Origin of the sequence: Pigmentiphaga aceris, assembly GCF_008119665.1 — a bacterium.
In the GTDB taxonomy this organism is placed as follows: Bacteria; Pseudomonadota; Gammaproteobacteria; order Burkholderiales; family Burkholderiaceae_B; genus Pigmentiphaga; species Pigmentiphaga aceris.
Genome location: NZ_CP043046.1, coordinates 4,292,348 through 4,313,457, shown reverse-complemented (window position 1 = coordinate 4,313,457; position 21,110 = coordinate 4,292,348). Strand labels below are relative to the sequence as shown.

The window sequence follows — 21,110 nt, the reverse complement described above, 5'->3', positions numbered from 1 at the left end:
CCGACCCGTGCTTTTACATCACCGCGCCCAGCTGCCAGGGCAGGAATTCGTTGTCGCCCAGGCCGTTCTGTTCACTCTTGCTCGGTGCACCGGATGCCGTGTCGATCATCAGCTGCAGAATGGCCGCGCCGGCTTCTGCAATGGTCTGGCGACCTTCCACAATGCCACCGCAGTCGAAGTCCATGTCCAGGCTCATGCGCTTGAACATCGGCGTATTGGTAGCCAGTTTCAAGGACGGCGTGGGCTTGCAGCCGTAGGTCGATCCGCGACCCGTGGTGAAGCAGATCAGGTTTGCACCGCCTGCTACCTGGCCGGTGGCCGACACCGGGTCGTAACCCGGGGTGTCCATGAATACCAGGCCTTGCGCAGTGACGGGCTCGGCGTATTCCAGCACTTCCATCAGGCCCGAACTGCCGGCCTTGGCAACCGCGCCCAGCGATTTTTCCAGAATGGTGGTGATGCCACCTGCCTTGTTGCCCGGCGAGGGGTTGTTGTCCAGGTCGCCGCCGTGCAGCGCGGCGTAGTCTTCCCACCAGTGCAGGCGCTTCATCAGCTTGTCGGCGATCTCGGTGGACGCTGCACGGCTGGTCAACAGGTGTTCCGCGCCGTAGATTTCCGGCGTTTCCGACAGGATGGCGGTGCCGCCTTGCTTGACCAGCAGGTCGACGGCCGCGCCCAGTGCCGGGTTGGCGCTGATGCCTGAATAACCATCCGAGCCGCCGCATTGCAGACCGACCACCAGGTGCTTCAGCGGCACGGGTTGGCGAGTTGCCTGATTAGCCAGCACCAGCATGTCGCGCAGCAACACCTTGCCTTGCTCGATGGTTTCGCGGGTGCCGCCTTCTTCCTGGATGGTCAGGGTGGCGAACAGGCCGGGTTCGCGCCGGTTCAGCGTGTCGATCAGGGGGGCGATCTGGTTGACTTCACAGCCCAGGCCGATGATCAGCACGCCGGCGAAGTTGGCGTGTTCCGCGTAGCCGCGCAGCGTGCGTTGCAGCAATTCCAGGCCTTCGCCGTTGCCGCCCATGCCACAGCCGCTGCCGTGGGTGATGGCGACCACGCCGTCGACGTTCGGGAAGCTGGCCAGTGCCTCGCCTTTAAAGGCGTCGGCAATGTGTCGACAGACCGTGGCCGAGCAGTTCACGCTGGAAATCACGCCCAGGTAGTTGCGGGTGCCGACCTGACCGTTCTGGCGCACGATGCCCTGGAAGGTGGCCGGTGCCGCATCGACCGTGGTCGCGCGGAAGGTCTTGCCCACTGCCAAGTCGTGCTCGGAGCCTGACATGCCGACGTTATGCACGTGCACGTGGTCACCGGCCGCGATGTCGGCGCTGGCAATGCCGATGGTCTGGCCGTACTTCAATACGACGCTGCCAGCGGGGATGTTCACGCGCGCCACTTTGTGGCCGGGGGGAATCGCCTGGCGCGTGATGATGGTCTCACCCGCGATGTCGAGTGCCACGCCGGCGTCGACGGCGTGGCGGGCGACCGCCACGTTGTCGTCATCACCCAGCAAAATGACTGGCGGGGCCAACAGTACTTCGGTCGTCATGATGCTTGTCCTGACGGGGTGGCCACATTTGCAAGTGCGGCCAACAGTCGTGGTTGTTTCAGCAGCGGCGCATGTTCGGCTGCCATCGTGACGATGGGGGCCAGGCGACGCTGCTTTTTCTGCGCATGGTTTTGCGCGATGTCGGCAATGCGGTGGTCCAGGAACGGGTTTTCCAGGCGTTCGCGCAGGTCCACCAGGTAAGCCATCGCGGCTGCGCCTTCACCCAAGGCGACGAACACCGGCACGATTTCATCCAGCCACAGGGCTTCGAGCTCGGTGCGCAAGGCGGTGTCAGCCATCGCGGCGCGCACGGTCTCGTCGGCTGGGCGGCCGTCAAGCTGCCAGCGCTCTGCCAACCAGGTGTGGGCTGCGTTCAGCAGGAAAAGCTTCAGGCGTTCATGGCGTGCCAGGTCGTCGGTCAAGACGATGGCCGGGTGCACGCAGGGCAGGACCAGACGCGGTTGGGCTTCGATGGCCCACAACGCATAGGGTTCGGCCACGGCACCGACGGGTTCGATGGCCTCCGACACAATGCGGTCCACCAGCGAATTGGCCCACACGCAGTGGTCGCGCAACCAGGCGATGAACGCGGTGTCGAGCTGCCATTGCGCGGCCAGCGACATGACGAGGTCACGCAAGACCTCGCCATTCTTCTCAATAAGTTCGCAGGGCAGCAGCGACAGCGGTGCCTGCGGGTTGGCTTGCCAGCGGCCGTGCAGCAGCACCAGCAGTTTTGCCGGGAAGCTGCGCGGTGCCGGGCTGGTGTCGGCCAACAGCGCCGCGTTGTCGCTGTCGTCCAACTGGTAGCCACGGTCTGCGGTGTTCGATACCACCACCTGTACGTCGTGCACAAAGGCTTGGCGCAGTTGCGGCCATTGTGCGTCTGCTTGCACGGCTTCTTTCACTGCCGTGCATTGCACCGTGCGGTCGACACGTTCGCCGCCTGCCAGACCACGAATACGCACCGGATAGCCCGCACCACCCGCCAGCGCGGCGACCCGCGCGGCGCTCGCCGGGTTGGACGTGCTTTGTACCAGCGTGATGCCGCCAAGCGCCTTGCCCGCATCGCCTTGCGCAAGCGCTTCCGACACGAACAGGTCAACGTGGGCCAGCAGGAAGCGGCTGGTGCCGAACTGGAGAATGGGTTGGGCCATGGTGATCAGAGCTCGACGATGGCCTTGACGACGCCACGCGCCGGGTCCAGCAGCTTTTCGAACTCGGTGGGCAGTTCGGCCAGCTTCAGACGGTGGGTGTTCAACGCGTCGGTCGGCACTTCACCGGCGCGGATCGCGGCCAGCACGGCTTCGAAGTCTTCCGTGGTGGCGTTGCGGCTGCCCAGCAGCGTGGTTTCACGCTTGTGGAACTCCGGGTCCGAGAAGGTGATGTTGTCGCGCACGATCGAGATCAGCACGTAGGAACCTGCGTGCGCCACGAAGCCGAAGCCACGTTCGATAGCCTTGGCGTTGCCAGTGGCGTCGAACACCACGTCGAAGAATTCACCGTCGGTGGCTGCCGACAGTTGTTCGGTGTCGTTCGGGCCCAAGGCGATGGCGTGCGCCACACCCAGTTCACGGGTGCAGAAGTCCAGACGGTCTTGACGACCATCGATGGCGGTCACGGTAGCACCGTTGATGCGCGCAAAGATCATGGCGGCCATGCCGATCGGGCCGGCGCCGACGACCAGCACGCGCTGGCCTTGCTTGACCTGCGCACGACGCACGGCGTGTGCGCCGATGGCCAGGAATTCCACCATGGCAGCCTGGTCAAGCGTTACGCCTTCTGCCTTGTGCACATAGGCTTCGGGCAGGGACAGCAGTTCAGTCAGTGCGCCGTCACGATGCACGCCCAGCACTTGCAGCTTGGTGCAGCAGTTGGTCTTGCCCTGGCGGCAGGCGATGCACGCGCCGCAAGCAATGTAGGGCATGACGTAGACGACGTCGCCGACAGACAGACGACCGCCGGGAATGGCTTCCTCGACGATCGCGGAAATTTCGTGCCCCATCACACGGGGGTACTGCAGGTAGGGCTGGTTGCCCGAGAAAATATGCAGATCAGTGCCACAGACGCCAACGCGCTTGATGCGCAACAGCACTTCGCCTTCGCCGCGCACGGGACGTTCGGTTTCAATGGCGCGGAGGGTTCCGGGGGTTTCGCAGGTAACGGTCAGCATGTCTGTGGGCCTAGATATAAAGGGTATTAATTACCGTGGAACTTCTTGTGCAGTTCGTTCAGCTGGGTCTGGTTCTTGGTGATCCAGTCGTTGACCCAGGCCTTGAATTGGGGTTCGTCCTTGCGCATGCCCATGCCGAGCGGCACGCTTTGCATCACGAACTTGGTGCTCAGGTCCTTGGTCGGAACCTTGGCCAGAATGGCGGTCAGGATCGCGGGCGAGGTGGCGATGGTGTCGGCCTGGCCGCTGACCAGCGCGGTCACCAGCGTGGCGTCATCGTCGTAGCGCACGATCTTGGCGTCAGGCGCGCCGGTGGTCACGACCTTGTCGTTGTTCGAACCACGGGTGGTGGCGACGCGCACACCCTTCAGGTCGGCGAAGCTGGCGATCTTGGCGTCTTTCGGTGCTGCGACCACGGCAAGGATCTGCGCGTAGGGCACCGAGAAATCGATGACTTTTTCGCGTTCCGGCGTCACCGACAGCGATGCCACCACGATGTCAGCCTTGCCGCTTTGCAGGAAGGGGATACGGTTGGGGCTGGTGACCTGGATGATTTCCAGTTCCACGCCCAGGCCTTTTGCCAGCAGGCGGGCGGTTTCCACGTCCGAACCGGTGGGCTTCAGGTCAGCACCAACAAAACCGTACGGGGGCGAGCCGGTGTCCAGCGCAATGCGGATCTTCTTCGCGTCGCGGATATCCTTGAGCAGATCGGCGTGGGCTGCGCCCGTGCCGAATGCGAAAATCGAGGCAACCAGCAAGCCGCGCAGCAAGAACTTGTTTTTCTTCATGGGAAATTCCAGAGGAGAAGGGGGAGGAAAGGCGTGCTTCGTTGCCGCCTCATCCGGTCAGACCATTTTGCCCGTAAAAGCTGATTGGCCTTACCAGAGAAAACCCTTGGAACCGTAAGGAGAAGAAATCTCATAAGCTGGTGTGCAGCGGATTGCCTATGTCTGATATGCCTGTGTTTCGCTCGGCAAGCAGGCAGTTTACCGAACTTGGTCAGGCCAATTTAAGGGGGTCTTCCAAAATTTGGCCTGACCAGTTGTTTTTTACCCACCCGTTGGCGTCTTGACCCAACACCCACGCGCTTGCCTAACCATGTCTGCCGACCTGAAACCCGCCGATCCCCGTCGTCTTTATCAACAGATTGCCGATCGGGTGCGTGAACGCATCGTCAGCGCTGAATACCCGGTGGGCAGCAAGCTGCCCCCCGAGCGTGACCTGGCGCAGCAGTTGGGGGTGTCCCGGCCATCATTGCGCGAAGCACTGATTGCGCTGGAGATCGACGGCAGTGTCGAAATCCGGATGGGGTCGGGCATTTATGTGTGCCAGCCCGCTTTGCAACGTGTGGGCCGTCCGGCACCCATGGGCGAAAGCCCGGCCGAGCTGATGCAGGCGCGTGCCGCCGTCGAAGGGGCGGTGGCGGTGATCGCCTGCGCGAACTCGACCGCAGAAGGGCTGGCGCGCGTGAAGGAAAGCATCGAGGCGATGCGGGCCGACATTGCGGCAGGGCTGGACGTGCTGGATCACGACCGTGAGTTCCATGTGCGGATTGCCGAGATGAGCGGCAACTCGGTACTGGTGACCTTGGTGGGCACCTTGTTCGACGAGCGCCGCAGCCCGCTTGCGTCGGCGATGCGCGATCGCCTGGAAAACCTGCCTACTTTCGAGGCAGCGCTTTCCGAACACGAACAGATTTATCGTGCGCTGGTGTCACGTGATCCGCTGGCGGCGCAAGCGGCCATGCGCTCGCACATCCAGGCTGCAGCAGACCGCTGGGTCTATACCTGATCAGCTGGTCTGCCGGGTCGCCAGCAGCAATTCCAGCAAGGCGTCGGCAACTTCTGCCGGCGCTTCCTGAGGGATGTTGTGGCCCACGCGCGGCAATATCCGGCGCTCGTAGCTGACCGAGAAATATCGTTCGTCGGGATCAGGCTGCCTGGGCGGTGTCACGCCATCGTCTTCGCCACACAGGGAAATCGTCGGCACGGCGATCAGGGGCTTGGCGGCCAATGCTTCTTCAATCGCCGCCAGCGCTGGGTCGCCCGGCACGTAGCCGAAACGATGCCGGTAGGAATGAATCACGACATCGACGAAATCGGGGTTGTCGAAAGACGGGGCCGTGTGGGCAAAGCGTTCGGGCAGAAAATCCCAGGACGGTGACCACAGCCCCCACAGCAGATTGCACAAGGCGCGACGATTGGCCGTCAGGCCTTCGGCACCGCGTGGGGTATGGAAGTAATACTGATACCAGAGCCGGTACTCGGCTTCCGGTGAGGCAGGCGTTGCTGCGTTCGCAATGTCATGGATGCTGTAGCCGTTGGCCGTGACCAGGCAGCGTACGCGTGCCGGCCACAAGGCCGCCACGATGTTGGCGGCGCGTCCGCCCCAGTCATAGCCGGCCAGGGCAGCACACGGGATGCCAAGCGCATCCATCATGTCGATCAGGTCTTGAGCCAGCGCGGCCTGCTGGCCGGAACGCATGGTATCGGGCGACAGAAAGCGCGTGGCACCATACCCACGCAGGTAGGGCACGATCACCCGATAGCCGCGCGCCACCAACGGGGGGACTACCTCATCGAAGGCGCGTGGGTCGTAAGGAAAGCCATGCAGCAAGATGATCGGATCGCCATAGACCTTGCCGTGGGCCTCGTAAGCAATGGATAGCTGCGGGGTGGTGATGTGGTGGATGGGAACAGGCGTGCGGATCGCCTGGGGCGCGGCTGTTGAATTCGGGGGCTGTGTCATGCGTTTCCTCCGCCACATCTGTACCTGGGGCCGGTATGCTTCGGGTTACCCAACCACTCTCATATTCGCAGCCAATGACTTTCCTGCACCGACTGTTTTTCCTGGGCCTGTCTCTGCTTGCCTTTTCGGGCGCGGCATCTGCCGCTGGTGTTCCGCTGATCGACCCCATGCCGATTTCGGTTCCGGCGGGTGCCGATGAACGGACCATCGTGCAAGCCATCAAGCGTGGTCTGGCCGGCCGCGACTGGCAGGTGATCGGCGAGCAGTTTGGCCGTATCGATGCCGATATCAACGTGCGCAACAAGCATACCGCCCGCATTCGCATCGACTACAACGAACGCGAAATCAGGATCCGTTATCTGTCCAGCGTGAACCTGGACTATTCGATGCACACCGGTTCACCGACGATCCATCGCAACTATCCGCGCTGGATCAATTTCCTGCAGGACGACATCGCCCGCAATCTGCGGGTTGGTCAAATACAGTAAAGCCCGCGGGCGGGTCCGACAAGGGCCCGCCCTGCTTGTTCGTCATGCGTGCATCATTCGATGTGCCACACCTTGCTTCATTCCCAGCGACCGAAGATCAATGACGTGTTGATGCCGCCGAAGGCAAAGTTGTTGTTCATCACAAAACGGTTGCGCATCGTGCGGCCTTCCTTGCCGCGCACATAGTCCAGCACGCCGCAACGCGGATCGATGGCATCCAGATTCAAGGTGCCGGCGTACCAGTCGCGATTCATCATCTCGATGCTGAACCAGGATTCCAGTGCCCCGCACGCGCCCAGCGTGTGACCCAGGTAACTCTTCTGCGTGCTGATCGGCATCTGATTGCCGAACAGGTCGGCGGTAGCCTGGGTTTCGGCGATGTCGCCTTGTTCCGTGGCGGTGCCATGCCCGTTCACATAGCCGATGTCTTGCGCCGACAAGCCGGCATCTTCCAGCGCCAGTTCCATGGCAATACGCATGGTCCTGGCTTCGGGGCGCGTCACGTGGGTGCCGTCCGAATTGCTGCCGAAGCCCATGACTTCCGCGTAAATGGTGGCCCCACGCGCCAAGGCGTGTTCCAGCTCTTCCAGCACCAGCATGCCGGCACCTTCACCGATCACCAGGCCGTCGCGGCCTGCGTCGTAAGGGCGGGGTGTCAGGCCCGGCGTGTCGTTCTTCAGGCTGGTCGCGTACAGGGAATCGAACACGATGGCCTCGCTCGGACAGAGCTCTTCCGCGCCGCCGCCCAGCATCATCGGGATGCGTCCGTACTTGATGGCTTCGTAGGCGTAGCCAATGCCCTGGCTGCCAGACGTGCAGGCACTGGACGTGGGAATCACGCGTCCGGTCAGGCCGAAGAAAATGCCGATGTTGGCGGCCGTGGTGTGCGGCATCATGCGCACGTAGGAATTGGCATTGATGCCGTCCGACACGCCATTGATCAGCATGTTGCCGAAGTTTTTGACTTCCTCCGTGCTGCCGGTGGATGAGCCGCAGGCCACGCCCATCTTGCCGTCCAGAATCAGGGGAGAGTCGGTCAGGCCAGCGTGCTGCAAGGCCAGTTCAGCAGCGCGTACCGCCAACTGCGAGACGCGGCCCATGCTGCGCAATTGCTTGCGGGTCCAGTGGGCAGGCGGTGCAAATTCCGGGATCGGGCCGCCTAGCCGGGTGTTCAGGTCTGGGTGCCGGTCCCAGTCGGGCATGTTGCGGATACCGCTTTGGCCCGCGCGAAAATGCTGCTCGATCGTGGCCCAGTCCTGGCCCAGGGAGGTCACGCCACCCATGCCGGTGACAACAACGCGGCGCATCAGCAAAGCCCTCCGTTGACCGACAGGACTTGTCGGGTGATGTAGGCGGCGTCGTCGGACAGCAGGAAATCGACGGCGGCGGCCACTTCTTCGGGTTGACCAAGTCGTTGCATCGGAATGGCCTTCAGGATTTCTTCCACCGGCACGTGTTCATCGAGCATGTCGGTGTCGATCAGGCCGGGGGCCACACAGTTGACGGTGATCTTGCGTTTGGCGAGTTCGATTGCCAGCGCCTTGGCGGCACCGATCAGGCCCGCTTTCGACGCGCTGTAGTTCACCTGCCCACGATTGCCCATGATGCCCGACACCGAGGTGATGCAGACGATGCGGCGCGGTGCGCGCACGCGGATCATCGGCATGACCACCGGATGCAGCACGTTGTAGAAGCCATCCAGGTTGGTGTGCACCACCTGGTCCCAGTCGTCAGACGTGAGCGCGGGGAAGGCTGCGTCGCGCGACAGGCCGGCATTGAGCACGACGCCGTAATACGCGCCGTGGGTCTCCACGTCTTGCGTCAGGATGTCGCGGCATTGATCGCGGTTGGCGATGTCGAATTGCAGCAGGCGCGCCTGGCGGCCCAGCGCCTGAATCTCGGCGATGACCGCCTGCGCGTCTTCCGCGCGAGCGCGGCAATGCACGACGATATCGTGACCACTGCGCGCCAGACGCAGGGCGATTGCACGTCCGATGCCCCGGCTGGAGCCGGTGACGAGAACACTTTTGGTGGGAGTTGAGCTCATGGTATCGGTCGGGAAGTTCAGATATGTCTGGAAATCAGGATTCTTGAAGGTATTGCGCGGCATCGGTCGGCTGGAACACATTCACCCGCGCTGAGGCGAGCAGGTCCGGGCCGTGGATGTTGCATTCGAAAACCGCGATGCCACTGTCGTCTTGCAGGCTGCGGTCGATGTCGATCCGCAGTTCTGTACCAACCGTAAAACGGTCGACGCTGCAGTTGTAGTTGCGGGTGCCAAGCAGGAAGCCCAGCTGCACCGGGCGCTGTTCCTGCCGGGCGTGCCAACCGGCCCAGGCGGCAATGCTCTGCGCCATCAATTCCAGACCCAGCCAGGCGGGCACGCTGCCGTCGGCATGGTTGAACAGGCCACCGGGCGCGATCACGACGCGGGCAGACAAGGTGTTCTCAGCGCAGGCCAGTATCTGGTCGATCAGCACCATGTCGCCGGAATGCGGGACCAGTTCGTCGACCGGAATCAGGGCAGTGTCTGGGTCCAGCGCCGGGGCGTCCCGGCCAGGTTGCGCATGGTTCATGCGGGGCTCCCGAGGATCAGGCTTGTGTTGTTGCCGCCGAACGCGAACGAGTTGCTGAGCAGGTAACGGGCATCTTGTGCCAGTTGCGCGCCAGGGCGGGCAAAGTTCAGGAGCGGAAGTGCCGGGTCGGCGATTGCATCCCAGCGGTGCGGGGGAACCCGGTTGCCGGGATTGTCGGCCAGTGTCAGCCAGCAGAACGCGGCTTCCAGTGCACCGGCCGCCCCCAGCGTGTGGCCGCTGAGTGGTTTGGTGGACGAACAAAGCAGTTGGCTGCCGAACACCTCCGCCACCGCCAGGCTTTCCATGGCGTCGTTGTGTGGCGTGCCGGTGCCGTGCAGGTTCAGATAACCAATCGCGTCCGGTGCCAGCCCGGCGTCGGCCAAGGCCGCGCGCATGCTGCGTGCCGCCCCTGCGCCGGTCGGATCGGGCGAGGACATATGATGGGCGTCCGATCCTGCACCGGTGCCAAGCAAGGCAACGCTTGCTGGCTCGCGGCTCATCAGGAACAACGCGGCGGCTTCACCCAGATTGATGCCAGTGCGGTTCGCCGAGAACGGGTTGCTGCGCTCGGACGACATGGCTTCGAGCGACGCAAAACCGTTCGCGGTCAGCCGGCACAAGGTGTCTACACCACCGCACAGCACCACATCACACACATCCATGTTCAGCAGTCGGCGGGCACTGGCCAAGGCCTTGGCGCTGGACGTGCAGGCGGTGGAAATCATATAAGCGGGGCCGGTGATGGCCAACCAGTCGGCCAGGAAACGCGCGGGGCCGTTCAGGGTCTGGCGACGGTAGGCATAAGACGTGGACCGTTCCCCGGTGTGCACATAGGTTTCGATTGCCGACTCGGATTCCAGGATGCCCGACGTGCTGGTGCCCAGCACCACGCCGACACGATGTGCGCCGTAACGCGCGACGGCGGCACGGGCGGCATCTTCGATGTCTTGCGCGGCCGCGAGCAACACACGGTTGTTGCGGCTGTCGTGCATGGCCAGGTGTGCGGGCACCTCTGGCAAGGGAAGATCGATCGTGCCAAAGCAGGACACGCCCTGGTCCAGCCAGGTGTTGCACATGGACATGCCGCGCGTGTCGCCCGCCAGCAAGGCCGTGCGCACGTCGGTATGCCCGCGGCCCAGCGCGCAGATGACGCCAAGTGCGTTCAGGTAGGCGCTCATTTCACCGCACCCGGCAAGGGACCGACCTGCCATGCGGTGCCATCAACAGCGCGCAGTGTGAAACGCTGCATGCTTGCATCGGCATAGACCACATCCCAGCGCTTTTCTCCGTCTTGCCAAAGGCTGCGCGTGGTCGCAGATTCCTGTTTCCAGCTTCCGGCTGGATAGCTAATCGCAAGGTCTTTTCCCGGTGTCCAGGCGAACAGCAGCGCGGCAAACAAGGCGTGTGCGTCGGGGTTGGGCGGCACCAGCCCGTCGTTGGACCACGCGCCGTCTTGCAGCAACTGGCGCGCGAGCGGCATGCCAATCGGGTCGAGCAGCGACCAGCGCAGTCCAGCCGGGTCTTGCTGCACCACCAGAATCAGGTCGCGAGCCTCTTGCGCGGTCTGTTTCTGAATGAGCAATTGCACCGGCAAGTCCAGCGCGGGCATTGCGGTGGGCAAGGTAGGTGCGGTGCTGCACGCAGCAAGCAAAACCAGCAGGGAAAGTAGCAATCTACGCACGGTGATTTTTTTCAGTAAGGCTTGCGTGCGGCGAGATTCACCAGCGTTTCTTCACGCTTGCCCGGCGGCGGGGGCGCGCGCAGCCCGAAGCGTTCGAGCAAACCGAAATCGCTGGAACGACTCCACCACAAATAGGGGTAAGAAACATGGGCTGCGTCGAACGCAAACCCCATGTTGCGCATCATCGCCAGGTATTCCTCGGCGCTTTTCTGCACTTCCATCGGATGCCGGAAGAGTAAGCGGATTACCCAGGTATCGATGTAAGCCTTGGTTGATTCGGCAAACAGCAACACGCCACCCGGTTTCAGCACCCGGTAGAACTCGTTCAGTGCCGTCTGCTGGTCGACCAGATGATGAAAGGTCTGGTGGCAGAACAGCACGTCGATGCTGTTGTCGGGCAGCGCGATCTGGGTGCAGTCGCCTTCGATCAAGCGGGCCGACAGTTTTTGTCGGTCGATTTCCTGTTGAGCTTCCGCCAGACTTTCACCGTGACTGTCCAGGCCGATCAGCGTGTCAGGTTTGAACTTGCGGGTCAGCAGCCCCAGTGATTTGCCCTGGCCGCAGCCCACGTCCAGTAAGGTGCCACCCCGAAGCGGGCCGTCGTTCAGGCGCATTGCCAGCTTGTCGAGGTCTTCGATCGCCACACGCAGGACATGGTGCTGCCAGACGTGGGTGCGCAGGAACCAGACGCCGAAAGACGTTTCCGGAACATAGTTTGAAGGGGAGTGGGTACCGGGCGTATGCATTGGCGTCAGAGGGTCTTGGGGCGTGCGAGGGTAGTAATCGTGGAGCGGCGCGCATGGTGCTGGCCGGTCCAGGGCGAGAGCAGGAAACAGAAGGTGATGCCAAGGCCGACGGCCATGCCGAAGCTGCGCACGGCGGGTGTTTCGCTCAGTGCCAGCAGGCCAAATGACAGCAAAGTGGTGCCTGCGTCGAGAATCACCCCGGCCAGGGTGGTGGAGCGGCCGGCGATGCTCTCGAACATGAAGATGGCGTAGTCGACGCCGATGGTCAGCACCAAGATCAGCCCGAACAACACGAACAAGGTCAGCGGCTGGCCGGTGTAACCCAGCACGCCCAGCGTCAGCACGATGCTCGTGACCGGCACGGCGAGGATGTTCATCCCGTCGCGCAGTCCGAAGTAGAAGCACAGCAAGCCGCCCATGACCAGGCAGGCTGCGCCCATCAACCAAGACGCGGTCTGGCGTGTGGCCGAGAACAGCTCGGTCAGGCTGCCCAGCCGATCCACCAGTTTGACGCCTGGCAGGTCTTTGCCAAGCGCTGCCAGCTCAGCGCTGCCGACACGGCCTTGCAGACTGGTCAGGCCCGCAAAACCATCGGGCGTCTGCATCCACAACGGACGCCACAGTTCTCCCAGCGGGCCTGCCAAGGCCTGGCTGGGCGCAACCGGGGCGAGCGCGCGCAATCGATCGATTTCCTGGCGCAATGCCTCGTCCGGCACACCCAGTGCGCTCAGCGGGGCCAACGCATCGGCGGGAAGTCCCGCCAAGGTCTTGGCCAACGCCTGCTGATTGGCCACTGGCGATACCAGCTGATCGACCGAGCGATAGCCTTGCAACCCGCCTGCACTGCGCGCCTTGTCCAACCGTGCCGACAGGGCTGCCTGACGTTGCAGGACTTCGTCTTCGGTTGCGCCGCTTACCAGGAAGAACTGACTGGTCGGCTGGTAGCCTGTAATCATCGACACCTGACGTGCTTCTTCCTGCAATGCACGTGAGGGGGCAACCCACTGACGCAGGTCATCCTGAGCGTTCAGCATCAAAATGCCGCCCAGGCCCAGCAACAACAGCAGTGCCAGGCTGGTGTATGAGCGCAGGCGGCGGATCTTGCGCTGGCTCCGCACCAGGAACTGCGACACCGTCAGCAGATGGCTGTGGGCGGCCGGCTTGAAGCCCTTCAGCAAGGGCGGCAACAGGCAGATTGCGCACAGGTATGCGCCCGCCAGGCTGGCAATCGAAAAGACGGCAATCTGACGCAGGGCGGGGAACGGTGCCCAGGCCAGCGTCAGGTAACCCAGCGAACTGGTCAGCATGCTGAGCGTCAGTCCCGGCAACACCAGTTCAAGCGCCCGCCGCACGTTCCAGGGGCGCAGCGTGAAGCTCTTGCTGAGGTAATGCATGGCGTAATCGATGGTCACCCCGGTCAGGCTCATGCCCAGTACCAGGGTCAGCACATGGATCTTGCCGAAGACGGCCACGCAGATCACCAGGCCGCTCAGGCTGCCGGCTGCAACGGGAATCAACACCATCACGGCACGCCAGCGGCGGAAGCTGCCCAGCAGCAGCAACAGGCTGCCTGCGGTGGCAATACTGCCCATCAAGGACATCTCGCGCTTGGCCTGGTCACTGGCAGCGGCGGCGTACAGCATGCCGCCCGTGGCCAGTACAGTGCCGTTGTCGGCACCGACCAAATCACGCGCCTGTTGCACCAGTTCAGCAGCCTGGGCAGGAACTTGCAGGTCGAAGGCGTTGACCTTGGTATGACCGCGCAGCAGCGTCCAGTACTTGCCGTCGTACTCGCTGACCAGTGCGCCCGTGCCCAGGTCGGTCTGCATGCGGGTGGGGTTGACCAGGCCTTTCAGAATGCGTCCGCTCAAGCCCAGCCAGTCGTCCTGGGCAGCAACCGGACTGACCGCGCCGAACGGGTTTTGCAGTTCAGCGGCGCGTGCCTGGAAGAAGGCGTGCGGGTCTTGCGCCAGTTGCACGGCATCTGCTGCGGGCAGGTAGGCCAAGCGGCCGGCCAGCAACTGCTTGCGCAAACCGTCGAGGTCGGGCTGGAACTGCCATTGCACCTTGTCGAAGATGGCGTGCTGCGCCCACTGGGCCTGCAAGGTCTCGGCAAGCTTCAGGGCACGGTCCCGATCCGCGTGGCCGACCAAGACCAGCAGCTCGCGGTTCAGCGGTTCTTCGATGCGCGTGACGGCTTGCTGTTCGACCTGCGAGGGCATCTCGTCGGGCAACAGTTCAAGCAGATTGGCCGATACCGGCGCGGCCCCGCGCCACTGCCAGGCAGCGGTCGCCAACATCACCACAAGCAGGACCAGGAAGGCGCGCAGCGCCAGACGTTCAGAGACCAAGATCGTCCTTTTCCTGCGCCGTCAGCGGCTGCGAGGCATTGCTGTCGACCATACGCACCACCGTGCTGTCGCCCTGCGTCTCGCTCATTTCGATGCGTTCCACATACTTGGTGCCGGTGATCTTGATGCTGGTGAAAATCTGCTTGAGCAAGGCCGACTTCGGTACCAGGTCCAACTGCCAGCCGGAAGCCGGTGTGCTCAGCGTCAGGCTGAAATCGCGTTCCAGTGCGCTGCGGTCGCCTTGCAGCACGGCAGTGAACAAGCGGCTTTGCTGGGCCATGCCGGCTTGCTGGCGGATCGGCTTCCAGCCTTCGGGCGTGCGTTGTTCAATGCCGGCCGGCACGATGCGGTAGTCCTGTTTGACGGGGGTTTCCATCAACCACAACATGCCGTGTGCACGTTCCAGCACAAAGCGTCCTTGGCTGAGCAAGGGCTTGGGCAGGCCGCGCAGGTGTTTTTCCTGCACGAACTTGCCATGCACCAGGGGCACGGATGACAGTTGCGCCGCCAACTGGTCAAGGTCCAGCGCGTGGGCGGGCAGGCTGCCCAGCAGGGCGGTAATTCCCAGGGCAACCAGTGCGCTGCGACGAGCCAGTAGGACGGATGCAGGGCGCAACAAGGCCGGGCGGTGTTGCGTCATGCCGATTCCTGTTTTGGCAGTGATGCCAGCAAGTGGTCAATGCGGTCGGTCAGCGCGGGCGGCGACGCAAACAGCATTTCACGCGTGTGCATGTCCACCGCAACCTGCACCGAGCTTGCCCGGGTCAGACGTGTGCCGCTGGCCACGTCGGTGATCAGGTAGTTGACCTTCACCCGGTTCTGCCATTCCACCAGGTCGGCCTGCACGCGAATCATCTGGCCGCAGGTGGCACCCTGCACATAGCGCAGCTGAATGTCGATGATCGGCCAGCCAAAGCCGGATTCGACCATCTTGGCGTAGCCGTAATCGAAGCGTTCGAACAAGGCGCAGCGGGCTTGTTCCAGATATTTGACGTAATGCCCGTGCCACACGATCTGCATCATGTCGACGTCGAAGAAGGGCACTTGCAGCTCGATGGCTGCGCTCAACACACCTTTCTTACGCATACAGGCTCCAGGCCTGTTCCCGGATATGGGTCAGGCAACGGCGCAGGTCGGGTTCCAGCGCGCGGTCTTCGATCACCGGCGCGAAGTCCTGGCTCAGACGCTCGTGCATGGGCAACAGGGCGGCGGGCAGCACGGCGGTGGGCACTTGCTGGCTGCGCAGCCACAGCGCCTGATTGCCTGCCAGCAGGGTGGCGGCGGCCACTTGTTCGGTCAGTTCCAGCACCCGGATCGCGTCGCGCGCGGCGATGGTGCCCATGCTGACCTTGTCCTGGTTATGGCATTCCGTGGATCGCGAAAACACGCTGGCCGGCATGGTGTTCTTCAGCGCCTCTGCCGTCCAGGCCGAGGCCCCGATCTGCACGGCCTTGAAACCGTGGTTGATCATCGCGCGATCGGCCGGTGCGCCCGACAGGTTGGATGGCAGCCCGTGGTTGTAGCGGGTGTCGACCAGCAGCGCCAGCTGACGATCGAGCAGGTCGGCAATGTTGGCCACCAGGTTCTTCAGGCTGTCCATCGCAAAGGCGATATGGCCGCCGTAGAAGTGGCCGCCGTGAAGAATGCGTTCGGCATCCCCGTCAATGATGGGATTGTCGTTGGCGCTGTTGATCTCGGTTTCGATCATCTGGCGCAGCCACGGCAGGCTGTCGCCCAGCACACCCAACACATGGGGCGCGCAGCGCAGCGAGTATCGGTCTTGCAGGCGATGGGTGGGTTCGTCGGTACGCCCGTCGTCGGCCAGGTCACCGCGCAGCCATGCGGCCACTTGCACCATGCCCGGATGGGGTTTTGCTGCAAACAGCGTCTCGTCGAAATGTGCCGGGTTGCCTTGCAGGCCCACCACGTTGATGGCGGTAATGCGGGTGGCAAGCTGCAGCAGGTAGGCGGCACGGTCGAAGGCCAGGCAGGCCAGGCCGGTCATCACGGCGGTGCCGTTCATCAAGGCCAGCGCTTCCTTGGGCCGCAGGGTAAGCGCGGTCCAGCCCAGCTTGGCGTGGACATCTGCCGTATCGGTTTCCTGGCCTTCATGGCGAACCACCCGTTCGCCGCTCAGGGCCGCCGCGACATAGGACAGGGGCGTGAGGTCACCGCTTGCCCCCACCGAGCCTTCTTCCGGGATCAGCGGCAGAATGTCGTGTTCCAGGAACGCGCACAGTCGTTCCAGCAAGGCCATACGGACACCCGACACGCCTTGGCACAGCGACTGCAAACGCACCGCCAGCACCGCACGTGTGGTGGGTTCGTCGAAGTGACGACCCAGGCCGCAACCGTGGAAGGTGTACAGATGCTGCGGCAGGCTTTCAACGTGTTCCAGCGGCACCGCCACCACGCAAGAGTCACCGTAACCCGTCGTCACGCCATAGATGACGCCTTCGCGGGTCAGCAGGCTGTCCAGGAAACGTGCACCGCGCGCAATGCGCTGTTCGAACGCCGCATCGTCTTGCAGCCGGGCGCGCGCGTGGCGGCGAGCCAGCGCAACAACCTGTTCGATGGTGATGGCGTGTTGGCCGAAGACGACGGTGTCATGACCGGCGGGAAGAGACATCGATGTTCCAGAATGGGAAAAAGTTGAACCACTGCAAGGGCGTGTCCAGGCATGCCTGCGCCAGCCGGTCGGCGTAGCGCTGGGCGTGGGCTTGCAACTGTGCATCACGGGTGCGGCGCTCCCAGGCGACTTGGTCGGCGAAGCGCTCCATGACAAGCCGGAAGCCGTTTTCCTTGCGTGTGCAGAACAGCGCATTGAGCGGGCATTTCAGCAGGCCGGCCAGCAGATAAGGCCCTTGCGGCAGGTGTGCGCGTGCGCCCAGAAAATCCACCTCGGCAACCCGGCCGCCATGCAAGGGAATGCGATCACCCGCAATCGCAAGCCATTCACCGCGCTCGATGCAGGCGCTCAGGCGCAGCATGGTGGCGGCATCCAGCTCGCTGACTTGAATCAGGTTCAGATGACTGGCACCTGCGTCATTCATCAGGCGGTTGAAGTTCTCGGCGTGGCGGGTGTGAACCAGTACGTTCAAGCGGCAATGCCCGCCTTGTTCGGCCAGCGCACGGCAGACTTCCAGATTGCCCAGGTGAGCACCGATCAGAATCTGGCCCCGGCCCTGGCTCATCTGCGCGGCAAGTTGATGCGGGTCTTCAACCGTGACCGTATCCCAGCGCAGCTTGCCGTGCCAGGCGTCCAGCTTGTCCAGCAAGGAGTCACCGAAGGCCATGAACTGGGCAAATACGCTGCGGGTGCTGGGTTGCAAGGCAGGCTGGCCGCTCCAGTCGGCCAGTCGCTGCTGATACTGACGAATGTTGGCGCGCGCTGCTGAACCGAAGGTGAAGAAGTACAGCACGATCAGATAGACCAGCGGGCGCAGGCCGCGCCGGCCGATCAGGCGCAGCCCCCATGCGGTGGCACGCATCAGCAGCAGGCTGCCACGCTCGGCGTGTTGCGCCCAGTGACGCGGCGAGCGTGCGTCGCTCATCGTTGCCACTTGAACCACAGCAGCAGCGGCGCGCGCAGCAGCATTCCGAAAAACAGCCGTGCGTGCATGCGCGAAATCAGCACGTTGTCGCGCAACATGCGGAAGTGCGATATGCCGTCGGTGGGATAACGCACCTTGATCGGCAGCCAATACATGGCTTGCTGCCGCCAGTGCAGTCGCACCAGAATTTCGGTGTCGAAGTCCATGCGGCTGCCGATGTGTGCCTGATCGGCCAGCAGCAGCGCGGGCGCAAGCGGGTAGATCCGAAAACCGCACATGGAATCGCGAATATCCAGCGACAAGGTGTTTATCCACACCCACACATGCGTCAGATAACGGCTGTACAAGCGGCCCTTGGGCACGCTGGCATCGTATTTCGGGTAGCCGCAAATCACGGCATCGGGCGCGGCATGAGAGGCACGGATGAAGGCATCGAGGTTGCTCAGGTCGTGCTGACCATCTGCATCGACTTGCAGCGCATGGGTATAACCCAGTGACTGCGCTTCACGCAGGCCGGCCAGCACGGCGCGTCCCTTGCCCTGGTTGTGCGGCAGGCGCACCAGGAAAATGCGTGCCTGGCGGGCAAGCCGGTCCAGCACCTCGGCGCAGGCGGGGCTGGAGCCGTCGTCCACCAACACGCAGTCAAGTCCAGTCACGACCAACCGGGTGACGACTTCCGCAACCGCGTGTTCATGGTCATAGACCGGGATGACCGCGCAGAGCTTATGCATGATGGTCCTTGAACAGGACACGCCCCGACGAATTCGGTGCGTCGTCCGCGCGATAGCTGAAGTACAGCTTGCCGCGTGCCGCATCGAAGCGCAGTTCCAGCAATGTGGTGTCACCGGGGCGCAGCAGCCGTTGGAACTTGATGACTTCCATGCCGGCGAAGCATGGCGGGAAGTCCAGGTGTTGCCGGGCCAGTTCGATTGCCCAGCCGATCTGCAACACGCCAGGCAGAACCGGTGCCTGGGTGAAGTGACCCGAGAAATGGGCCAGGTCCAGCGGAACTTCCAGCTGGATGTGCAGGGTGTCGCCTTGGCGATCCAGGTGCTGGACGATGGGGCTGTGGGGTCGATCTGCCTGCAGTTGCGCATCGACATCGACTTGTCGCAGTTTGCCCTGACTGTTGGTCGGCAGATGGCGCACAAAGCGCCAGCGGCGGGGCAGGGCGAGTTCTTCGACGTGGGGAGCAAGTGCCTGGCGCAAGACTTCCGTCATGGCACGCCTGCCGCCTGCACGCAGTGCGTCGATGCCGGCGCTGCTGAGCGCAACCAGTGCGCCCAGCGAGGCACGACGACCGCTGACCACACCCAGTCTGGCGTCGCTTACCCAGTCGTGGATGCACAGCACCTGTTCGATGCGCGGCAGGCTGATGCGTTTTTCTTCCAGCTTGACGATGCGATCCAGGCGGCCCAGCAGGCGGAAACCGTCTGCATCGATCTGCACGGCGTCTGCCATGTGTTCGGTGTGGCCTAGGGGCAGGTAGGACGAGCGCACCCACAGGCTGCCGTCGGCGTCCTGGCCGATGTCGGTGCCGGGGAAGGGCGTCCAGCGATCACCGCCCTGACGCCAGCCGACACCACCGGTTTCCGAACTGCCGTAGACCTCGATGGGGGCCTGGCCAAGTCGTGCATGCAGACTTTGCGAGGTCTCTGCCGCCAAGGGGCCGCCCGAGGAAAACACCTTGGCAACGCGGCTGCCCAGTGCTGCCCAGTCAAGGTTGTCGCCCATGCGCTTGAGCAGCGCGGGGCTGGATATCCAGGCCACCTGGTCATGGGCCAGCGTGGCGCGTTGCAGGTCTTCGGGGAAGGGTAGTTGCTTGCGGTCGATGCTGCGGCCGGCGATCAACGGCCACAGCACGCGGAACAACAGGCCGTAGATGTGCTGGGTGCTGACGCTGCCAAGTATGGTGGCATGACGCAGCGCATCGCCCCACAGGGTTTCAAGTACATCGACTTCATTGGCAAGCTGCGTCAAGGTCTTGCCGATAAGTTTGGATTCACCGGTGGAACCGGATGTCGCGAGGATCAGGCCGGGCAGGCCAAGCGCCAGGCTTTGCGCGGGTAGTGGCTGGTCGATCAGGGCGTCCGGAGCCAGGGTCAACAAGGTGCTAGCAGCAACAGCGGGTGTCACTGTGGATGGCGTGGCACTGACTGGGTCGTCAGTGGCCGGCTCGGCAACAGCACCATTTTCATTCACCCAGCACTGCACCGTCGGCGCAAGCCGTGCAATGGTTCCGGGCAACTGGTCGCCAGGCAAGGTGACACACACGCCCGCACGCCATGCGCCCAGCAGTACGCAGGCCAATTCCCACGCATCGTCCAGATACACCGCCACCTGACGGATACCGCGCGCGTGAAATCCGCCGGCCATCGCCAAGGCGCGGGTTTGCAGTGGGGCAAGGTCGGTCGTGCCGGGAGCAGGCAGCAACAGATCTGCAAGCGCAAGACGCATCACGCGGCACCTCGCAGACGGCTGCGTACCAGCCATTCACCGATGAACAGCAAGGCCATCAGCACGTAGGAGATCACGCCGTTGTAGAGCGTCCACCAGGCAAGCGGCGCAGCGAGCGTCAGCGCGGCGGCAATACCGCCATTGAGCAGGAAAAACATGACCCAGACTTGCGTGACTTTGCGGGTGTAGGCAATAGCCTGCGGCGGCAGATCGGGCTCGCGCAGGCGTGCCAGACGTTCGATCAGTGGCGGCCCGAACTTCAGGCTCCAGGCGAAGGTGACCAGCATGGCTGCGTTGACCAGAACCGGGTACCAGCGTAACAGTGCCGGGGTGTCGATCGATGCGACCACGGCGCAGAAAACAAGCGCCGGCACGCACACCAGGCGTCGTCCGGGTGGTGCAAAGACGCAGCGCAGCAGCCAGATCGCACCCAGCAACAGCGCCAGGTGGCGCGGCGTGACCGAGTCGCGGCCGAAATAGACGGCAAACGGATAGAGAAAACCGGCCAGGAGCAGGCCCTGGCTGGTGAGTCGCCTCATGCGGGCTCGCCGAGCCGCTGCATGGCGTCGATCACGTCACGCACGGTGCGTACCGAGCGGAAGTCTTCTGCCGTGATTTTCTTGCCGGTCTGGCGTTTCATCTGGTCGATCAGGTCGATGGCGTCGATGCTGTCGATTTCCAGATCGTCATACAGACGGGCGTCGAGCGAGATGCGCTCGGGTTCCAGTTCGAACAGCTCTACGAGCGTATCGCGCAAGGTCCCGAAGAGTTGTTCGCGGCTTTGCAT

22 protein-coding genes are annotated in these 21,110 nt (G+C 63.2%); 2 read left to right on the top strand and 20 right to left on the bottom strand.

The annotated features are described in order from the left end of the window. Positions 1–13 precede the first annotated feature (13 nt). Genes FXN63_RS18725 through FXN63_RS18710 form a run of 4 tightly spaced genes read right to left on the bottom strand, consistent with a single transcriptional unit; the run spans position 14 to position 4,510 of the window. On the bottom strand, positions 14–1,552 hold the full coding sequence (locus FXN63_RS18725) for a UxaA family hydrolase (protein WP_148816692.1): 1,539 nt from the start codon (positions 1,550–1,552) through the stop codon (positions 14–16). Further along, positions 1,549–2,706, bottom strand: coding sequence for a mannitol dehydrogenase family protein (locus FXN63_RS18720; RefSeq protein WP_148816691.1), 1,158 nt, complete (start codon positions 2,704–2,706; stop codon positions 1,549–1,551). The genes FXN63_RS18725 and FXN63_RS18720 overlap by 4 nt, the downstream gene beginning before the upstream one ends. 5 nt (positions 2,707–2,711) lie before the next feature. Next, on the bottom strand, positions 2,712–3,722 hold the full coding sequence (locus FXN63_RS18715; RefSeq protein ID WP_148816690.1) for a zinc-binding alcohol dehydrogenase family protein: 1,011 nt from the start codon (positions 3,720–3,722) through the stop codon (positions 2,712–2,714). Between the two features lie 26 nt (positions 3,723–3,748). Beyond that, positions 3,749–4,510, bottom strand: coding sequence for a transporter substrate-binding domain-containing protein (locus tag FXN63_RS18710; RefSeq protein ID WP_187394951.1), 762 nt, complete (start codon positions 4,508–4,510; stop codon positions 3,749–3,751). Between the two features lie 310 nt (positions 4,511–4,820). Here FXN63_RS18710 and FXN63_RS18705 point away from each other — a divergent pair, with 310 nt between their 5' ends. After that, the gene (locus FXN63_RS18705; protein ID WP_148816688.1) at positions 4,821–5,513 is read left to right on the top strand and encodes a FadR/GntR family transcriptional regulator; all 693 of its coding nucleotides are present in this window, start codon (positions 4,821–4,823) and stop codon (positions 5,511–5,513) included. On the opposite strand, the gene FXN63_RS18700 is transcribed toward FXN63_RS18705, so the two are convergent. Further along, positions 5,514–6,470, bottom strand: coding sequence for an alpha/beta fold hydrolase (locus FXN63_RS18700; protein WP_222863939.1), 957 nt, complete (start codon positions 6,468–6,470; stop codon positions 5,514–5,516). A 74-nt stretch (positions 6,471–6,544) separates the two neighbouring features. On the opposite strand from FXN63_RS18700, the gene FXN63_RS18695 reads away from it, so the two are divergent. After that, positions 6,545–6,958, top strand: a complete 414-nt coding sequence (locus tag FXN63_RS18695) for a hypothetical protein (protein ID WP_148816687.1) — start codon at positions 6,545–6,547, stop codon at positions 6,956–6,958. 77 nt (positions 6,959–7,035) lie between these two features. Here FXN63_RS18695 and FXN63_RS18690 read toward each other — a convergent pair whose 3' ends face one another. The 15 genes from FXN63_RS18690 to FXN63_RS18620 are packed head-to-tail and all read right to left on the bottom strand — an operon-like array spanning position 7,036 to position 21,110. Further along, entirely contained in the window at positions 7,036–8,265 is a 1,230-nt protein-coding gene (locus tag FXN63_RS18690; RefSeq protein WP_148816686.1) for a beta-ketoacyl-ACP synthase, read from the bottom strand. Then, positions 8,265–9,005 (bottom strand): 3-ketoacyl-ACP reductase FabG2, encoded by a 741-nt coding sequence (locus tag FXN63_RS18685; RefSeq protein ID WP_148816685.1) that lies wholly within the window; start codon positions 9,003–9,005, stop codon positions 8,265–8,267. Before FXN63_RS18685 ends, FXN63_RS18690 begins: the two co-directional genes overlap by 1 nt. 34 nt (positions 9,006–9,039) lie before the next feature. Further along, entirely contained in the window at positions 9,040–9,534 is a 495-nt protein-coding gene (locus FXN63_RS18680; protein ID WP_222863938.1) for a hotdog family protein, read from the bottom strand. Continuing rightward, entirely contained in the window at positions 9,531–10,712 is a 1,182-nt protein-coding gene (locus FXN63_RS18675) for a beta-ketoacyl-[acyl-carrier-protein] synthase family protein (protein WP_148816684.1), read from the bottom strand. Before FXN63_RS18675 ends, FXN63_RS18680 begins: the two co-directional genes overlap by 4 nt. Next, entirely contained in the window at positions 10,709–11,215 is a 507-nt protein-coding gene (locus FXN63_RS18670) for a DUF3261 domain-containing protein (protein ID WP_148816683.1), read from the bottom strand. Before FXN63_RS18670 ends, FXN63_RS18675 begins: the two co-directional genes overlap by 4 nt. 11 nt (positions 11,216–11,226) lie before the next feature. After that, positions 11,227–11,961 carry a class I SAM-dependent methyltransferase gene (locus FXN63_RS18665; RefSeq protein ID WP_148816682.1) on the bottom strand — a complete coding sequence of 245 codons (735 nt, stop codon included), beginning with the start codon at positions 11,959–11,961 and terminating at the stop codon, positions 11,227–11,229. A 5-nt stretch (positions 11,962–11,966) separates the two neighbouring features. Then, the gene (locus tag FXN63_RS18660) at positions 11,967–14,312 is read right to left on the bottom strand and encodes an MMPL family transporter (protein ID WP_222863937.1); all 2,346 of its coding nucleotides are present in this window, start codon (positions 14,310–14,312) and stop codon (positions 11,967–11,969) included. Further along, a complete protein-coding gene (locus FXN63_RS18655; RefSeq protein ID WP_148816681.1) occupies positions 14,302–14,952 on the bottom strand; it encodes an outer membrane lipoprotein carrier protein LolA in 651 nt (216 codons plus the stop codon). The genes FXN63_RS18660 and FXN63_RS18655 overlap by 11 nt, the downstream gene beginning before the upstream one ends. Beyond that, on the bottom strand, positions 14,949–15,398 hold the full coding sequence (locus FXN63_RS18650) for an acyl-CoA thioesterase (RefSeq protein WP_148816680.1): 450 nt from the start codon (positions 15,396–15,398) through the stop codon (positions 14,949–14,951). Before FXN63_RS18650 ends, FXN63_RS18655 begins: the two co-directional genes overlap by 4 nt. Beyond that, on the bottom strand, positions 15,391–16,941 hold the full coding sequence (locus FXN63_RS18645) for an HAL/PAL/TAL family ammonia-lyase (protein ID WP_148816679.1): 1,551 nt from the start codon (positions 16,939–16,941) through the stop codon (positions 15,391–15,393). Before FXN63_RS18645 ends, FXN63_RS18650 begins: the two co-directional genes overlap by 8 nt. Beyond that, positions 16,919–17,866 (bottom strand): lysophospholipid acyltransferase family protein, encoded by a 948-nt coding sequence (locus FXN63_RS27110; RefSeq protein ID WP_148816678.1) that lies wholly within the window; start codon positions 17,864–17,866, stop codon positions 16,919–16,921. Before FXN63_RS27110 ends, FXN63_RS18645 begins: the two co-directional genes overlap by 23 nt. After that, positions 17,863–18,597: a glycosyltransferase family 2 protein gene (locus FXN63_RS27105; RefSeq protein WP_148816677.1), complete on the bottom strand. Its 735-nt coding sequence runs from the start codon at positions 18,595–18,597 to the stop codon at positions 17,863–17,865. The genes FXN63_RS27110 and FXN63_RS27105 overlap by 4 nt, the downstream gene beginning before the upstream one ends. Continuing rightward, positions 18,590–20,323 carry an ApeI family dehydratase gene (locus tag FXN63_RS18630; RefSeq protein ID WP_148816676.1) on the bottom strand — a complete coding sequence of 578 codons (1,734 nt, stop codon included), beginning with the start codon at positions 20,321–20,323 and terminating at the stop codon, positions 18,590–18,592. The genes FXN63_RS27105 and FXN63_RS18630 overlap by 8 nt, the downstream gene beginning before the upstream one ends. Beyond that, the gene (locus FXN63_RS18625; RefSeq protein WP_148816675.1) at positions 20,323–20,862 is read right to left on the bottom strand and encodes a COG4648 family protein; all 540 of its coding nucleotides are present in this window, start codon (positions 20,860–20,862) and stop codon (positions 20,323–20,325) included. The genes FXN63_RS18630 and FXN63_RS18625 overlap by 1 nt, the downstream gene beginning before the upstream one ends. Then, entirely contained in the window at positions 20,859–21,110 is a 252-nt protein-coding gene (locus tag FXN63_RS18620; RefSeq protein ID WP_148816674.1) for an acyl carrier protein, read from the bottom strand. Before FXN63_RS18620 ends, FXN63_RS18625 begins: the two co-directional genes overlap by 4 nt.

Excerpts from the sequence above, each read along its gene's own strand:
- FXN63_RS18725 (WP_148816692.1), bottom strand. The coding sequence starts at position 1,552 with ATGACGACCGAAGTACTGTTGGCCCCGCCAGTCATTTTGCTGGGTGAT.
- FXN63_RS18720 (WP_148816691.1), bottom strand. The coding sequence starts at position 2,706 with ATGGCCCAACCCATTCTCCAGTTCGGCACCAGCCGCTTCCTGCTGGCC.
- FXN63_RS18715 (WP_148816690.1), bottom strand. The coding sequence starts at position 3,722 with ATGCTGACCGTTACCTGCGAAACCCCCGGAACCCTCCGCGCCATTGAA.
- FXN63_RS18710 (WP_187394951.1), bottom strand. The coding sequence starts at position 4,510 with ATGAAGAAAAACAAGTTCTTGCTGCGCGGCTTGCTGGTTGCCTCGATT.
- FXN63_RS18705 (WP_148816688.1), top strand. The coding sequence starts at position 4,821 with ATGTCTGCCGACCTGAAACCCGCCGATCCCCGTCGTCTTTATCAACAG.
- FXN63_RS18700 (WP_222863939.1), bottom strand. The coding sequence starts at position 6,470 with ATGACACAGCCCCCGAATTCAACAGCCGCGCCCCAGGCGATCCGCACG.
- FXN63_RS18695 (WP_148816687.1), top strand. The coding sequence starts at position 6,545 with ATGACTTTCCTGCACCGACTGTTTTTCCTGGGCCTGTCTCTGCTTGCC.
- FXN63_RS18690 (WP_148816686.1), bottom strand. The coding sequence starts at position 8,265 with ATGCGCCGCGTTGTTGTCACCGGCATGGGTGGCGTGACCTCCCTGGGC.
- FXN63_RS18685 (WP_148816685.1), bottom strand. The coding sequence starts at position 9,005 with ATGAGCTCAACTCCCACCAAAAGTGTTCTCGTCACCGGCTCCAGCCGG.
- FXN63_RS18680 (WP_222863938.1), bottom strand. The coding sequence starts at position 9,534 with ATGAACCATGCGCAACCTGGCCGGGACGCCCCGGCGCTGGACCCAGAC.
- FXN63_RS18675 (WP_148816684.1), bottom strand. The coding sequence starts at position 10,712 with ATGAGCGCCTACCTGAACGCACTTGGCGTCATCTGCGCGCTGGGCCGC.
- FXN63_RS18665 (WP_148816682.1), bottom strand. The coding sequence starts at position 11,961 with ATGCATACGCCCGGTACCCACTCCCCTTCAAACTATGTTCCGGAAACG.
- FXN63_RS18655 (WP_148816681.1), bottom strand. The coding sequence starts at position 14,952 with ATGACGCAACACCGCCCGGCCTTGTTGCGCCCTGCATCCGTCCTACTG.
- FXN63_RS18650 (WP_148816680.1), bottom strand. The coding sequence starts at position 15,398 with ATGCGTAAGAAAGGTGTGTTGAGCGCAGCCATCGAGCTGCAAGTGCCC.
- FXN63_RS18645 (WP_148816679.1), bottom strand. The coding sequence starts at position 16,941 with ATGTCTCTTCCCGCCGGTCATGACACCGTCGTCTTCGGCCAACACGCC.
- FXN63_RS27110 (WP_148816678.1), bottom strand. The coding sequence starts at position 17,866 with ATGAGCGACGCACGCTCGCCGCGTCACTGGGCGCAACACGCCGAGCGT.
- FXN63_RS27105 (WP_148816677.1), bottom strand. The coding sequence starts at position 18,597 with ATGCATAAGCTCTGCGCGGTCATCCCGGTCTATGACCATGAACACGCG.
- FXN63_RS18630 (WP_148816676.1), bottom strand. The coding sequence starts at position 20,323 with ATGCGTCTTGCGCTTGCAGATCTGTTGCTGCCTGCTCCCGGCACGACC.
- FXN63_RS18625 (WP_148816675.1), bottom strand. The coding sequence starts at position 20,862 with ATGAGGCGACTCACCAGCCAGGGCCTGCTCCTGGCCGGTTTTCTCTAT.
- FXN63_RS18620 (WP_148816674.1), bottom strand. The coding sequence starts at position 21,110 with ATGCAAAGCCGCGAACAACTCTTCGGGACCTTGCGCGATACGCTCGTA.